The sequence below is a fragment of the Azospirillum sp. RU38E genome (genome assembly GCF_900188385.1).
Classification (GTDB): domain Bacteria; phylum Pseudomonadota; class Alphaproteobacteria; order Azospirillales; family Azospirillaceae; genus Niveispirillum.
In genome coordinates, this window is sequence record NZ_FZOI01000014.1 from 56,225 (window position 1) to 69,483 (window position 13,259).

Genomic DNA, 13,259 nt, shown 5'->3' on the forward strand with positions numbered 1-13,259 from the left:
TTCCCAGTTTACAGGAATCGGGCGTTTCAAATCCTTGACTTACGCAGTCAGGCTGCTATTTAAACGATGTAGGATAATTGACCTATTTATGTGAGGTGAAAAATGAGAAGCTTAGCTGAACTGATCAATCAAGAAACACGCAGTGATTTCATAGCGGAAACAGTAAAACAAATAAATGAAATGAGTAATCTCCCAACTACGGGCGATGGTTTCGGAACAAATGATGGGATTAAAGGAGGCGAAGACAACAAAGATTATTTTGAAAAATGGACTAGCTAATATTATTTCTGATGTTATTTTCCAACAACTAATAAGCAAAGATAGCAAATATGTCGTTATCATATTTTCCTAAAAACTTTATCGAAACTGTTTTAGGCAGAATTATCGACACCACGGTTAATAGGGCTCACCCCGCTGATGTCACAAGAGTATTTGTGTCAAATAAGGCCTTTTCACTTGCTATGATTGAAGCAGATTTTGATGCCACTTTTTTGAAGAGTAGAAGGGGATTCGAACGTGGTATTTCCGAAGGTAAGATCTGCGGAATATTATTATATCGTTTATACAAACATAGAATTATTAATCTGTCATCGGAAATTATTGAAAATGACCACTATGAAAATTTTCAAGAAAAGGTAATAATTGAAGTTGTTTGCGGACTATTAAAAGTTAATACCGTTCACCCCTGGATTAGAGAAAAGATTGGAAAGGAAAGAGTGGTTGGTTCAAATCTAAAATTCCAAGATATTTTTGGAGAACTTATGTATATACTGTCTCGTAGGCATTACAATCAAGAGTCTTTGGGATTATTCTTCGATTCTATTAGCTATTTAGTATATGCAATCACAGAACTAGAAAAAAATTAGGAAATTATTATATTCTTACGATGATTGAAGCACCTCCTGAATTAAATTGCGCTAGTCAACTCGAACATAACGGTCGAATTCCAATCCATAGCTCATCAGCGAGAACGACCTCATGCGGTTTCTCCCGCCGCCCACGCACAGCAACGCGCGCCCGCTCCCCGAAATTGGCGGGATGGCCGCCATCGCCAAGAAGTACCAAGAAGTACGATGTGGCAGGGCGCGACGTGCGCAACCGGGATCTGGCAAGGCGGGCGAGCAGCGTGTGCTCGCCCATGAAAGGGTAGCCCTGCTCTCGGCTGGCAGGACTGACCTGGTGAACGGGATCTGCTGGGTACCCACCTCGACGGCGACGAGGCCGACGTGTGACATCAGGAGCTTCGACGCGGACGACCGCAATCGGCTGATCGAGGTGAAGACGACCAACGGCTGGGAGCGGACACCCTTCCACGTCACGCGTAACGAACTGACCGTTGCCGACGAACGCCGCGACGAATGGTGCCTGGTACGGCTCTGGAACTTCGCGCGGGAGCCCAAGGCGTTCGAACTGCGCCCGCCACTGGAGGCCCGCGTGTCGCTGGTGGCAACCAGTTTCCAAGCAAACTTTCTGTGAAACGGCTTGGGCTGGTAGAGCAGACCAGCGCGCCATTACCCTAAAAAATCTCATCCTGGCACAAATGTTAGCCAACCACTGGATACGCGCATCGAAATACTAACCACGGGAATCCAAGATAATATTTATGAATTTCTTATTCCTTCGGCAGTCATATAGTTTTTTCTTATACAATATGCTATATAATATAATATTCTCCAGATCTAAAACATGTAGCGGTGTCTAATGATAACATATAAAGAGCGTCGACTTTTTCTACATAAGACATTGCTAGACAGCTATTGAAAGCCGACCCGCGATTTGGCTCAAAAACATCCCCCAAGGAACTAGGGTAAAGCCGAAATGACCACCCTGTAATTTTGTATATTTCATCTTTTGATATACGCCCAACCATTACCGCTCCGTCATGGATAGCTGCATTGAGATTTACAGCTGAATTTAGGACTTCAACAAGAGAATCATCCACCTGAATACCGGTTTCAGGTCGCGGGATGCGAACCATTGGAGCGCAATAATCTGGGAAAGTTGGTGCGGTATATAAGCAGATGATGAGCGGGTGATATGCTGGCAATTTACCCCTTGCATTCAGAATGTAATTTTCGATATCACTCATCTTAATTGAGCCTCATTTAAGAATTGGGCGAGTATGATGTTACACCTGCTTCCCATTCGCGCGCTCTTTGGATTTTCCGCAGCCTGTGCCGGGGTTGCAGTCATTGCGTTAGTATATAACGGCTATCTTGGAAAAGGCGATGGAATAAGTGACGCCCAAGCGGTTATACGATGGGCATTTTCTGGTGCTATAATATTAGCAATTCCGCCCATTATTATCTGGCGTTGGGTTCCTGTGGTTCAAGATTTGGTATTTCCCTACTTGGGTGGGCGCTGGTCCGGAAAGGTAGAGTTTTCGGGTGCTTATGGTGACGGAAGTCGCAATGTAAATTTATTAGTAATTCATAACTTACTTAGTTTAAAACTTATAATGGATAGCGCAGAGTCTATATCCCGGACACTCTCAGTTCATCCAGAACGAGATCGTGGCATCGATACAGATCGTCTCTATTATATTTTTCTCAATGAGCGCAAGGAGGGGGTAACAGGAGCCGGAGACCGCTATCGCGGACTCGCCATTATGCGCGTTGAGCAACTCGGTAATTCCGGTAACCGACTCATTGGGGACTATTTTACCGAGTCGGGCCAGAGCGGGCATTTGGTGTTAGTCCGCGACGCTACCCACCCATGGTGGATATTTTGGAAATAAACTAAAGGCACTCTCAGAAGATAGAATATTTCCAGAAAAATGACAAAAACTCTATCTGCACGTGCAGGACCTTCGCTTCGATGCATCGAAAAATATGCCCCACTAAATCACCATATGTGGGCCAGTCAACGATCTTTGACACCACTGCTGGTGCGCTCCCTGTAAATTTGATAAAATCCCATCCATCGTGAGGACCGTAATGCATCTGTGACCAGAAGGGGTTGTCGTGGCTGATTTCTCAAGGCTGCTGTATCGTAGCAGCGTCGGGCTAGATCCCTTCTTTCTTGACATTCTCAATCCGCTGGAGAGGGAGGATGTAACTCTCCGAAGTGCCAGACGCGATATTCGCCAGCATCTCCGAGAGGAGTTTAAACTTGCCGATCTTAAAACATTCGGTGGGAGAAGACTGCAGCCGCGGTTTTTCACGCAAGGTAGCGCTGCATACAAGACATTGAACCGCCCCCCATTTGTCCCCCCACAACAGATGGACATGGACGACGGCTGTTATCTGCCGATGTCCTTCGTTAAGCAGGCAAAGCCAAAGTTGGCCGCAGAAACGTTCTTTAACTTTGTCGACACTGCGCTCGGCGAATTGGCAAAGCGGCGGAATTGGAAGTTGGTCCAAAAGGACACTTGTGTGCGCCTGGAGATAAGCGAGTGGGCTCACATCGACGTTCCACTTTACGCCATCCCCGATGACCAATACGAAACGTTGGCCAAAGCGGCGATGGAATCACAGTTGATTACTGCATCCGGACAAATCAACTTTTCCGAGGCAATGGCGCGTCAACCGATAGATCGTTGGGATCGGCTACCGTCCGACGTGGTGCTGTTGGCGCATCGTCAAGACAACTGGGTTGCTTCCGACCCCCGCAAGATACACGACTGGTTCATCGGCGCAGTCGAGGAGCATGGCGACGAATTGAGACGGGCCTGTCGATACCTAAAGGCATGGCGCGATTTTAATCACGCGAAGATCGGCGCCGTGTCCTCCATCCTTCTTATGGCCTGTGCAGCAGCTGTTTTTGACAAGAACGCCCGTGTCATGCCGAAGCGCGATGACGAGGTGTTGCTCAAGATTGCCACGGAGTTGCCTACCCTTCTGTCAGGAGCCGTGGCGAACCCGGCTGATCCTGATTCAGGCGAAGACCTTACGGCTAAGCTTGATGACGCTGCACGGAAAGCCGCGGTGGTCGCAGCATACGACCTGCATCGCGTACTCAGCGACGTGATCAACAAATGTCACATCCAGCAAAGTGTCGTAAACCACGTTCAATCGCTTTTTGGTAATCGGGTGCCTAATAGGCCGGACTTAGTCAAAGTATCGGCTCCACAACAGGCAAAGGCAGAAGTTCTCTCCTATGAGCCGCGAAAGGTCGCCGCCCCAGTGGTCGGCGTTTCCACCAGCGGATGAACCGAGATGCCGCAATAAAATCCATCGATTTGGCTCTCTCTCAACGGGGATTTGCTCGGTATCGGCAACGCCCGGCCACGTATTCTTGGAAGGGCCGCTTATCGATTTCCGGAACGTCGGTACCAGTGATCCTGGAGGTGGTGGACTTTGATTTCACACGATTTCCTGAAATATCCTTGGATGAACCTAACGCTGGCCCTATCATTCCCCACGTCCGAAATGACGACGGCAGCATCTGTTATCTAGACCGCAACGCAATCGTCCTTGATCGCTACAACCCCGGCGGCACCGTGCTTCAATGCCTCGAAGCGGCGGAGCGTGTCCTCGACAAAGGACGCAGAGGCAAGCTCAGAGCCGATTTCGAACGGGAATTCAACGCTTACCTAGGGGGGAGGTATGGCTACGTCGACCTTCCTGACGGGTCATCGGTTGCCCACCTCAACATGGTCATGCTTCAAAAAGATAAAGAAGTTCCGGTGGTTACAGTCCCCAAAGGCCTATCGTCGGCTATAGCCGGTCTTCACTTCAGGAATGGCGGAAAACCCATCAACCCAATAATATGCCCTGTCATTACAGTGAACGGGCCGTTGACCGTTACCGGGAGCGTAAACTGGCCCCCGTGCAATGTGGGCGAAATCGCCAGTTGGTTGGCGGCGTTGCACCCAGGCCTGGATACCGAGTTTTGGAATTCCATGGCCTCTACTCAAACCGATGTGCGGGGTTGCCTGCTGAGATCTACCAACGGAATCCTCGCGGCGCTCATGGACGTGCCACTTTCATATAGGACTGAGGAATTTCTAAAGAACAGACCGGAAGCGCTGACCCGACTGATGCACAGCAGACCTGATGAATTCAAGGTAAACTGCTTCAGCTTCGAACGACTCGATCCCGCTTATGTCTATGAGAGGAACTTGGGCGGAATGTCGCCATTGGCAGGCAAGAAGCTGATAGTGGTCGGCTGCGGCACGATCGGAGGCTATCTGGCCCATCAGTTGGCCCAGATGGGTGCTGGCTCCGGCGGCGGCCGGATGTTGCTAGTGGATTCGGACACCCTCTCCGCTGGAAACCTTGGACGCCACCTATTGGGCATCCCTTACCTTGGTGCTTTCAAGGCACAGGCGGTCCGGGACCACATCATGGCCAACCTCCCTGGCCTGAACGTGGACGCGGTTACCTGCGACGTCCTATCGATAATCCCGGCGTTGGAAAGCGGAGACTTGGTGGTGGATGCCACGGGCGCCGAGGCCGTCTCAATTGCGATCAACCACCATATGGTCACGGCTCGCCCCAAGGCGCCACCCGTACTCCATGTCTGGCTACTGGGGAACGGGGCCGCTGCCCAAGCGTTCCTGAATCTCGGGGCTGGCAGGGCTTGCTTCAAATGCTTGAAGCCCGAACTTGCCGGACAATCCAGGATTGGAATGCTGAAGGAAGGGGTCGGTACGAACCTCGCCATGATGCAGGGATGCGCTAACTCCGTCTACGTTCCTTATGCGTCGACGGCCTCCGTACAGGCAGCCGCACTAGGCGCAAGGATGGTCATGGACTGGGCAACGGGCCGGCCGGGACAAGTGCAGCGGAACATTGTTATCGACCCTTCCCTTGCCAATATGCGCAAGGACAGCAGCCCATCACCTTCCCAGAAGTGCCCGGCGTGCTCAGGGAATTGATCTGCCGCCACCGAGAAAGCGGGACGCTTGTCTTGTTTGCCGCAGCAGCGTTGCAATCAATGGCCCAGTTCACGCAGCCGCCGGAAGATACGCACGAAGCGGGTGGATTGCTCCTCGGCTGTCTGCGGGGCCCTCATATTGAGGTTAGGGCATGCACGCCTCCTATGGCGACGGACGCGAGATCAAGATACATGTTCCACCGTCGGGATCCTGGGCACCAAATTACCGCTGTTAAGGCTTGGCGAGAAAGCGGACAGACGATCACTTGCATTGGGGAGTGGCACACCCATCCGGAGTCAATACCGAGTCCATCGGGAATTGACCGGAATACCTGGCGAACGCAATGCCGGAGAGCTAAACACCCTTTAGTCTACTTGATTTTGGGTAGAAATGGGAACTGGAGCGGTCTTGGATTCCCTAATGGAGAGGTCGAGCCAGTTCACGAAGTGCTATCAGAGAGCCTTACGAGGGTGTCGTTGGCATTGGGGCCGTAGAAGAAAGTGGGAGTTTGCGCACGATGCGCAAGCAAGGTTCTGAGATTTTGATCAACACACCTTTCCTGGTACAAAGCATCTGCCAAACCCAATATTGTCTTCCGTGCCATTTCTGATGCGTTATCTAGCACTAGTTCGGCATTCTGCTCCGCAGACAGATCCCTGTCGAGCCGAATATAACGCTCTCCCAGCTGATGCTGGACCAGAAAATGGGTAAGCTGCTGCTGGGCCGACATCACGGTCGATATCAAGCGCTGCTTGGTGAGCCATTGCATGGCGCCGAAATTGACACCGTGCTTGTGGGGAAGGGAAAAGCTGGCCGTAGTGGTCCCGATGCTCAGGATATGCACGTCGTCACGGGACTCATTGAGGAAATGGGTAGCCTCATGGATACCGCAAATATCTGGAGCGTTGGCATATAGACCGCCGTCAGTGAACAGGGAATTGTTCACCTCGGCCAGAGGGAGGAATAGCGGTGCAGCAGACGTTGCCAAGGCGACGTCGATCATCGACAAGAGGTGGTCACGCTGAAAGTTGGGATGATGAGGCGTCTTGAACATCTGGATCTTGCCCTTGGTCATGTTGACCGCCGGGATGAGCAGACGGTGCCGCGCCTCACCCAATAACCGACCGGGCCCCACGATCGCGGTGACGGTATCCCTTAGCCCTTTCGGATCATGCTTAGGCCGAATGCCGAATTGCCACATGTCCGACAGCACCCCGAATGGGCGAGACCTGGGTGGGAATATCCGTTGTCCGTTCTCTTCGAATGCCTTCACAATGTCTGCAGCCGGGATTTCCAGGCTAAGGCCCAAAGCAACTATGCCACCAATCGACGTTCCGCAGATTAGATCGAAGCAGCGAGCTATCGGCACTCCAGCCTGCTTTTCCAAATGGGCCAGCAATTGGGCCGAAAAGAGGCCGAGGAAGCCACCGCCACTTAGCGCGAGGATGTTAAATGCCATGATAAAAACGGCCTCGCGGCTGTGCCCTCAGGGAGCATATGAGTCCATAGCTTAGCCTATCATATCAATCCTGTAACAGGCGCAATCTATTGCAGAATATCCTGAGCTTGTGCGGGTTTGACCTTCGATCTGGAACCAACGCGCTAGAAAATCCGATGCACGAAGAAATCGGCCCGGTTCACGCCGTGCCATGCCGGCAGCGGATGAGACGACACTGGGAAGACGAGGCTGCCTCGCAGGCCGTCCACGCGCTTCCTGAGGGCGTCGGCCGCCCTTGATCCCTGCCAGTGCATGAATGCCAGCACGAAGAGGCCGTGCGTGGCGACGCCGGCACCCTGCATGGCCTCCAGCCCGGCGATGTTCCTTTCCCAAGTCCCGGACCTGCTGGGCGGGCCTGCAGGTCGCCTCATTCCCGGCCCAGGCGATCTTGCCCCCGACCGCGATCCTGTCGTCGCGCCGGACGGCCAGCATGTCGCACCGGGCGTCGATTCCCGCCGGCGACACACCGGCCTGGACCGTCCACTCGTCCTCGCTCAGCGAGCGGTACAGGGCGAACTTGACCTGTTCCTCGGTCGGCCTCGTGTCCCGATGCCCAACCATGGGAACGAAGCGAAGGTCGCTGACCGCGCGCCCTATGCCTGCCCGGATCGCGTCGACCGGGAGCCCATTCACCGCCTCGGCGGCGGCAGCCATGGCGCGGGACGCAGCCTCGATGTGTTCTCGGGCGAGCATTACGCCGAAAATGCGGGCGAGCTTGCTAATGCTCTCCTCCCCTGCGGCGGCGTCATAGCCCTCGTCGCAAAGAATAAGGTTCAGACGCGACTCGTCAGCCATGGATCGCCCCCGTGTCGTCGTCGATGTGGCCGTGGCCCAGCCAGTTACAGGGCGGGACCGGGCATGCGGAAGAAGGCCGTTGGTACGTACGCCGTCCGCGCCAGCGGAACGATGGGCTTCGCGGGCGTTTCACATCCATGGCGGACAATTGATCGATCTTGGTGTGCAACTTCTCAACCTCCGCACCGCTGGTGGAAGCATCAGGTTCCGCCGTGTTGCCGGAGGGAAGCCTCGCCGTCGTTCTCTTGGCCATAGACTCATAAGTCGTTGCACCAAAGCCTGAGGGCGACGAGTTTCACGGCAGCGAGGAAGTTTTCGGGGCATTTGTCGTATCGGGTGGCAATGCCCCTGAACTGTTTGATCTTGTTGAAGAACCACTCGACGAGGTTCCGTTGCCGATAGACCCAGGACGAGAAGACGAAGCAAACCTTGCGGTTGGCCTTGGGCGGAATGTTGGCCCAAGCGGTCCGCTCAGCAGCTTTGGCGCGGATGGCATTTCTGTCATAGCCGTTGTCGGCCAGCACGATGGCCCCCTCGCCAAGCTCCTCCGTCAGGGCGTCAGCCTCGGTGCAGTCCGCAACCGACGGTCAGGCGGAGGTGGACAGGGCGGCCTTCCGCGTCGACGAGCACGTGGATTTTGCTGGTGAGGCCCCCACGGGAACGTCCCATGCCGCGATAGTCTTCAGCCCCCTTTTTCCCGTGGCCGCGTGCTGGTGTACGCGAACACAGGTGCTGTCGATCATCACGATGTCGCCATCGTAAGCGGAGGATATTGCCGCCAGAAGCCGATCCCAGACCCCGGCCTTCCGCCAGCGCACAAACCGATTGTAGCAGGTCGTCGATGGACCGTAGCGCTCCGGTATCTCCGCCCAAGGCGAGCCGGTCCGGAACCGCCACAGAATGCCGTTCAGGACCCGACGATCGTCAACACGCGGTACACCGCGAGGCTTATTCGGCAGCAACGGTGACAGGATCGACCATTCGTGCTCTGCAAGTTCGTAGCGGCGGTGCCTCATCAAAGGCTCCTTGTGGAAGTCCTTGAATCACGACACAAATTCGATTCCAAGCAGTTTTATGAGTTTACCGCATAGATCGCTTGGCGCTTCAATTAGTGATCATCGTGCGGTGGATTGCGTAGCTCGCTGCCAGTTCTGCCAGCGTCTATTCGCCCTTGATTCCCTTAAACGCTACCTTCGTCTTGAAATCCGCTGAATATGGCTTCCGCGTGACCTTTCCCACAAACTCACATCCTATCCGCTATCCCGAATCCGCCCTCGTGAGGCATATACTTATATGAACTTCTCTTTTCTTGCCATAATCATCTCCGCCTAGACGCGATACGAAGGGCCAAGGCGATATTCACGCTCCATATGAAGTATGCTTCACACATAATACTATATTATGCCAGCGAGCGAATTTAATCATTTGGCCCCTCAAAACCGGGCCAAAATGGCGTGAAGCGCATACTTCTAGCCTTTGAGCCCGCATCAAAGCATGCTACAAAAACGCGAGTAAATGGCATTTTGATGCTTATATGTGCTATTTGGTGGTATGAACCTATCTAAAATATCATCTAGCTTGTGAGGTGTGCAGTGGCAGAATCCGGACCATTGGAAGGTAGTGCTACGGAAGCGACAGATACAGTAGAGGGGAAGCTGTATCGGGCCATATCTTGTGACGGCTTTCAGGTGTTTACCCACGTTGGCCTCCGTAGTGCCGCAGTGCAAGTGCTGTTCACGGTCGATGATGCTTTCACGGAAAATCCGTCAAAGTCATACCGTGAAATAGCGGAGGTTAGTGTCAAACTAGATATAGAGGTTGCATCAGCATTAGTGAAACTTATTCAAAAGCAGATTGCCAATCTGCCCCAGAATGTTAGAGAAAAATACAATGTACTGAATGAATTTTCTGACAAAGACTAGTGAAGCACGGATCAGAGAGGGGGTGTATTATGACACTTATATGTTTCGATGCGCGATATCCACACGGTCATGAACTTCTGTCAACTATAACAGATATGGAGCCTGTGACGCAGGGAAGACTGATTCGGGGAAGCGAGAAATTCCGTCGCGGAAACGGAGAGAATATCGCTGGCTTTGAAATTGCCTTCTCAGCCGGAGGGTTTAATCGCTTTTTTTCATCAGATAGCCTTTTGGGCATGGCAGTCGGCCTTTCCGGCGCCACATCTTCCTACTATGTTGAGGACCATAGCAAGTTCGTGGTGCGTGCCGAAGCAGACAACCGCGGCACTCTCAACAGGTACAAAGAGATGAAAAAGACAGAGATATATCCCCCTATACTCCTTTGGCTATTTTCAGCTGGAGTATTGGTGTTTATACTGTCATTTCTAACTTTTATTGCTTATTTCTCAACAAATTACTGGGGGATAGGAATGTCAGCGGCTGTATTACTGGGCATCAGCGGTTGTTTGATGACTTACTCTCTTCAGCGAGGAACAGAAGTGTTGGCTCGTGCGAATAGTCGAATGGCGCTGAGTGAGTAAGTAATATGGAGAGCGCATTACTCACTTTGGAAAGATGGTTCGACAAGCTGGTTAAACGAGGCATGCTTGCCATTGCAGCTCCAATCCCATTGGTAGCGCTTGGATTAATCGTTCTATTGTTTGCAGAGAAAATATCCCAGAAGTACAGTGAACTCCTAGGGTACGCAGGGGTTGGATTTGTTGTCTTTGGTGGGTCGGTTATGAGCGTGGCAGTCGCCGCGTTCGTGATCAATCATATGCGACAATCTGCCGGAAATGTGGGAAGGACAGTGGCAAGCAAGAGCAAGGCTACGCCATCAATTGCTACTTCGAAGAAGAGTGCAAGTGGTTCATTCATGCCGATGACTCCATTTCCATCACCTGTTGGTGAGCCTCAACCGGTCGCCGCCAAGGAAAGCGACTAGAGCATCGCGCTTTTAAGCTGAAGCCCATAGCCAGCTCAACGGAAGAGCCGCCGAGGGTGAAGACGCAGTCCGTGCCGCTGGCCCCGGCCCAGAAGCGTACGTGGACTGGCGGGAGCGCCGGCGCGGCTTTTACAGCGGCTGGGAGAGCGGCGCGCTGTCGGTGGCGGCCGCATTGACCCGCCCCGAGACGGGCTGGCTGTGGCAGAACCCCGGCTTGGCCCAGCGCCTCCAGCCCGTCCCGGGCCTGCTGGCCCAGGACGACATCGACCGGGCCCTGGCCGACTGGCGGGCCGCGTGCCAGGCCGCGCACCGGTACGCCGTCAGCCGGGGCAAGGAGGTGAAGCGGGTGGCCAAGGTCCACCGCGACCCGTTCGAACCGATCCTGCCGGTCCTGGAGGCGGACAGCCCGTTGACGGAATACAAGAAGATCGCCGACGAGATCGTCCGGCTCATGCCGAGGGCCGACCGCTACCCTGTTGCGGCGGCCGAAGCGACGCGGGCGCTGCTGATGGTCCGCATGGGCCTGCACCTGGGCGTGAGGCAGAAGAACCTGCGCCAGCTGCTCTGGAAGCCCAGGGGCGCCATGCCATCCACGGCTCGCCACCTCAGCGACCTCCGCCGGGGCGAATTGCGCTGGAACAGCCGCGACGGCGGCTGGGAGGTCTACATCCCCGTGGAAGCCTTCAAGAACGCCGGCTCGTCCTATTTCCGCGGCCAGGCCTTCCACCTGCGGCTACCCGACCTGCACGGGCTGTACGACCTGATCTCCGGCTACCTGGACCGGCACCGCCTTCTGCTGCTGGGCACCGCCGCCGATCCGGGCACGTTCTTCGTGAAGACGGCGAAACGGACTTCGACCGGTGCCGAATACGGCCAGACGACGTTCTACGAGGCCTGGCGCCTGATCATCCAGCGCTATGGGATCTACAATCCGTTCACCAAGCGCGGCGCCATCGAGGGGCTGCTGCCCCATGGCCCGCACAATGTCCGCGACGTACTGGCGACCCACATCCTGAAGAAGACGGGCTCGTATGAGCAAGCCAGCTACGCCATCCAGGATTCGCCGGAGACGGTCCAGGAGCACTATGGGCGGTTCCTGCCCGGGGACAAGGCGGCGCTGGCGGCCAAGGTGCTGAACGAGGTGTGGAAGGCGGCATAGCGGGTGTCGATGACACCATGCGGCGAATGGCGATCCTATTCGCCGCAAACGATGCGGTGATTGTCGTCCTTGAACGTATCGGACTTAGGCGAACCCCAAGGGCTACACCGAGAAGCAGCCATATCTGGGAAGACTAGTAGCCCGAACCTCGCATATGTCAGCGAGCCGCAGAGGGATTAGAAGGGGCCAAAAGCGGCACCTAAGATTATCAATAACTTAGCTGAATGCATAAACTTTATCGTGTCAGATTGGCATACCATAGCCCTTCTAGGGAAAAGATATGCCACCATCGACATGATCTCACTTTGAGAATGGTGATTCCGGTGGGATTCGAACCCACGACCCCATGATTAAAAGTCACGTGCTCTACCGACTGAGCTACGGAATCGCTCCTCGAAAGTGGGGCGGACCATAAGCAGATGAAGGCGGTTCGTCAACTATTACAATTGCCTGCAAACCACCCTTGCATCATCCGCCGGTCAGGTGGTCAGCCGACCTTGCCCTGACGCTCCTCCTCGAACTTGGCCTTCAGGCTGGCAGCAATCCGGGGGCTGACGAAATGGTTGATGTCACCACCCAGCCGGCCAATCTCCTTCACAAAGCGGGAGGAGATGAACTGGTGACGGTCGGATGCCATCAGGAACACCGTATCCACCGACGGATTCAGGCGCGCATTCATGCCGGCCATCTGGAATTCATATTCGAAATCCGAAACAGCGCGCAGCCCCCGGATGATCACTGAAGCGCCGCAATCGACCGCAAACTGCATCAACAGCTTGTCGAACGGCCGAACCTCAACGCTGATTCCCTGCTTGGTCAATTGTTCCAGCTCGCCAGCCACCAGTTCCACCCGCTCCTGCGTGGTGTAAAGCGGGCCTTTGCCGGCATTGCTGGCGACACCGATGATCAGATGATCCACCGTCCGCGCAGCGCGCTGGATGATGTCAAAATGACCATTGGTGATCGGGTCGAAGGTTCCCGGATACACACCGATCCGACGCTTGCCCGTCATCTCAACTCCCCTCCCCGGTACGGTGACGCCAAGACAAGGGCCAGCCCCCAGGGGGGACTGGCCTGTC

At 54.2% G+C, this 13,259-nt stretch carries 15 protein-coding genes, 1 tRNA gene and 1 pseudogene; 11 read left to right on the forward strand and 6 right to left on the reverse strand.

The window, feature by feature from the left end; genetic code table 11:
* Window positions 1-102 precede the first annotated feature (102 nt).
* From CHB97_RS26505 to CHB97_RS19320, 3 genes are all read left to right on the forward strand, one after another.
* Window positions 103-279, forward strand: coding sequence for a hypothetical protein (locus CHB97_RS26505; protein WP_160106034.1), 177 nt, complete (start codon window positions 103-105; stop codon window positions 277-279).
* 50 nt (window positions 280-329) lie between these two features.
* Window positions 330-866: a hypothetical protein gene (locus CHB97_RS26095; protein WP_143271036.1), complete on the forward strand. Its 537-nt coding sequence runs from the start codon at window positions 330-332 to the stop codon at window positions 864-866.
* A gap of 172 nt (window positions 867-1,038) precedes the next feature.
* Complete coding sequence (locus CHB97_RS19320) at window positions 1,039-1,476, forward strand: DUF3883 domain-containing protein (RefSeq protein ID WP_200820027.1); 438 nt, start codon at window positions 1,039-1,041, stop codon at window positions 1,474-1,476.
* A 178-nt stretch (window positions 1,477-1,654) separates the two neighbouring features.
* On the opposite strand, the gene CHB97_RS26100 is transcribed toward CHB97_RS19320, so the two are convergent.
* A complete protein-coding gene (locus CHB97_RS26100) occupies window positions 1,655-2,089 on the reverse strand; it encodes a hypothetical protein (protein ID WP_143271037.1) in 435 nt (144 codons plus the stop codon).
* 33 nt (window positions 2,090-2,122) lie between these two features.
* Here CHB97_RS26100 and CHB97_RS26105 point away from each other — a divergent pair, with 33 nt between their 5' ends.
* The 4 genes from CHB97_RS26105 (at window position 2,123) to CHB97_RS27115 (ending at window position 6,315) form a co-directional block, all read left to right on the forward strand.
* On the forward strand, window positions 2,123-2,737 hold the full coding sequence (locus tag CHB97_RS26105) for a hypothetical protein (RefSeq protein ID WP_143271040.1): 615 nt from the start codon (window positions 2,123-2,125) through the stop codon (window positions 2,735-2,737).
* 226 nt (window positions 2,738-2,963) lie between these two features.
* Complete coding sequence (locus CHB97_RS19330; protein ID WP_143271042.1) at window positions 2,964-4,151, forward strand: cyclic GMP-AMP synthase DncV-like nucleotidyltransferase; 1,188 nt, start codon at window positions 2,964-2,966, stop codon at window positions 4,149-4,151.
* Window positions 4,148-5,821, forward strand: a complete 1,674-nt coding sequence (locus tag CHB97_RS19335) for a ThiF family adenylyltransferase (RefSeq protein WP_089289647.1) — start codon at window positions 4,148-4,150, stop codon at window positions 5,819-5,821. Before CHB97_RS19330 ends, CHB97_RS19335 begins: the two co-directional genes overlap by 4 nt.
* 59 nt (window positions 5,822-5,880) lie before the next feature.
* Window positions 5,881-6,315, forward strand: a complete 435-nt coding sequence (locus CHB97_RS27115) for a Mov34/MPN/PAD-1 family protein (protein ID WP_089367487.1) — start codon at window positions 5,881-5,883, stop codon at window positions 6,313-6,315.
* Here CHB97_RS27115 and CHB97_RS19345 read toward each other — a convergent pair.
* The 3 genes and pseudogenes from CHB97_RS19345 to CHB97_RS19355 all read right to left on the reverse strand — a co-directional run bounded on the left by CHB97_RS19345 (window position 6,261) and on the right by CHB97_RS19355 (window position 9,130).
* Window positions 6,261-7,280, reverse strand: a complete 1,020-nt coding sequence (locus CHB97_RS19345) for a CBASS cGAMP-activated phospholipase (protein WP_089289649.1) — start codon at window positions 7,278-7,280, stop codon at window positions 6,261-6,263. The two genes, CHB97_RS27115 and CHB97_RS19345, sit on opposite strands and share 55 nt — an antisense overlap.
* A 51-nt stretch (window positions 7,281-7,331) precedes the next feature.
* A complete protein-coding gene (locus CHB97_RS19350; RefSeq protein WP_089289650.1) occupies window positions 7,332-8,114 on the reverse strand; it encodes a hypothetical protein in 783 nt (260 codons plus the stop codon).
* 257 nt (window positions 8,115-8,371) lie between these two features.
* Window positions 8,372-9,130 (reverse strand): annotated as a pseudogene (locus CHB97_RS19355) (IS5 family transposase).
* Window positions 9,131-9,706: 576 nt separating this feature from the next.
* Here CHB97_RS19355 and CHB97_RS26110 point away from each other — a divergent pair.
* From CHB97_RS26110 to CHB97_RS19360, 4 genes are all read left to right on the forward strand, one after another.
* Window positions 9,707-10,036 carry a hypothetical protein gene (locus CHB97_RS26110; protein WP_143271046.1) on the forward strand — a complete coding sequence of 110 codons (330 nt, stop codon included), beginning with the start codon at window positions 9,707-9,709 and terminating at the stop codon, window positions 10,034-10,036.
* A gap of 29 nt (window positions 10,037-10,065) precedes the next feature.
* Window positions 10,066-10,617: a DUF2207 domain-containing protein gene (locus CHB97_RS26115; RefSeq protein ID WP_143271048.1), complete on the forward strand. Its 552-nt coding sequence runs from the start codon at window positions 10,066-10,068 to the stop codon at window positions 10,615-10,617.
* A 5-nt stretch (window positions 10,618-10,622) separates the two neighbouring features.
* Window positions 10,623-11,021 (forward strand): hypothetical protein, encoded by a 399-nt coding sequence (locus CHB97_RS26120; protein WP_143271050.1) that lies wholly within the window; start codon window positions 10,623-10,625, stop codon window positions 11,019-11,021.
* 100 nt (window positions 11,022-11,121) lie between these two features.
* On the forward strand, window positions 11,122-12,180 hold the full coding sequence (locus CHB97_RS19360; protein ID WP_089289651.1) for a hypothetical protein: 1,059 nt from the start codon (window positions 11,122-11,124) through the stop codon (window positions 12,178-12,180).
* A 312-nt stretch (window positions 12,181-12,492) separates the two neighbouring features.
* Here CHB97_RS19360 and CHB97_RS19365 read toward each other — a convergent pair.
* A tRNA-Lys gene (locus CHB97_RS19365) sits at window positions 12,493-12,568 on the reverse strand.
* Between the two features lie 99 nt (window positions 12,569-12,667).
* Window positions 12,668-13,192, reverse strand: coding sequence for a pantetheine-phosphate adenylyltransferase (coaD, locus tag CHB97_RS19370; RefSeq protein WP_089289652.1), 525 nt, complete (start codon window positions 13,190-13,192; stop codon window positions 12,668-12,670).
* Window positions 13,193-13,259: the final 67 nt, after the last annotated feature.

Coding starts and splice junctions, on each gene's coding strand:
- CHB97_RS26505 (WP_160106034.1), top strand. CDS start 103: ATGAGAAGCTTAGCTGAACTGATCAATCAAGAAACACGCAGTGATTTC.
- CHB97_RS26095 (WP_143271036.1), top strand. CDS start 330: ATGTCGTTATCATATTTTCCTAAAAACTTTATCGAAACTGTTTTAGGC.
- CHB97_RS19320 (WP_200820027.1), top strand. CDS start 1,039: ATGGCCGCCATCGCCAAGAAGTACCAAGAAGTACGATGTGGCAGGGCG.
- CHB97_RS26100 (WP_143271037.1), bottom strand. CDS start 2,089: ATGAGTGATATCGAAAATTACATTCTGAATGCAAGGGGTAAATTGCCA.
- CHB97_RS26105 (WP_143271040.1), top strand. CDS start 2,123: ATGATGTTACACCTGCTTCCCATTCGCGCGCTCTTTGGATTTTCCGCA.
- CHB97_RS19335 (WP_089289647.1), top strand. CDS start 4,148: ATGAACCGAGATGCCGCAATAAAATCCATCGATTTGGCTCTCTCTCAA.
- CHB97_RS27115 (WP_089367487.1), top strand. CDS start 5,881: ATGGCCCAGTTCACGCAGCCGCCGGAAGATACGCACGAAGCGGGTGGA.
- CHB97_RS19345 (WP_089289649.1), bottom strand. CDS start 7,280: ATGGCATTTAACATCCTCGCGCTAAGTGGCGGTGGCTTCCTCGGCCTC.
- CHB97_RS19350 (WP_089289650.1), bottom strand. CDS start 8,114: ATGGCTGACGAGTCGCGTCTGAACCTTATTCTTTGCGACGAGGGCTAT.
- CHB97_RS26115 (WP_143271048.1), top strand. CDS start 10,066: ATGACACTTATATGTTTCGATGCGCGATATCCACACGGTCATGAACTT.
- CHB97_RS26120 (WP_143271050.1), top strand. CDS start 10,623: ATGGAGAGCGCATTACTCACTTTGGAAAGATGGTTCGACAAGCTGGTT.
- coaD (WP_089289652.1), bottom strand. CDS start 13,192: ATGACGGGCAAGCGTCGGATCGGTGTGTATCCGGGAACCTTCGACCCG.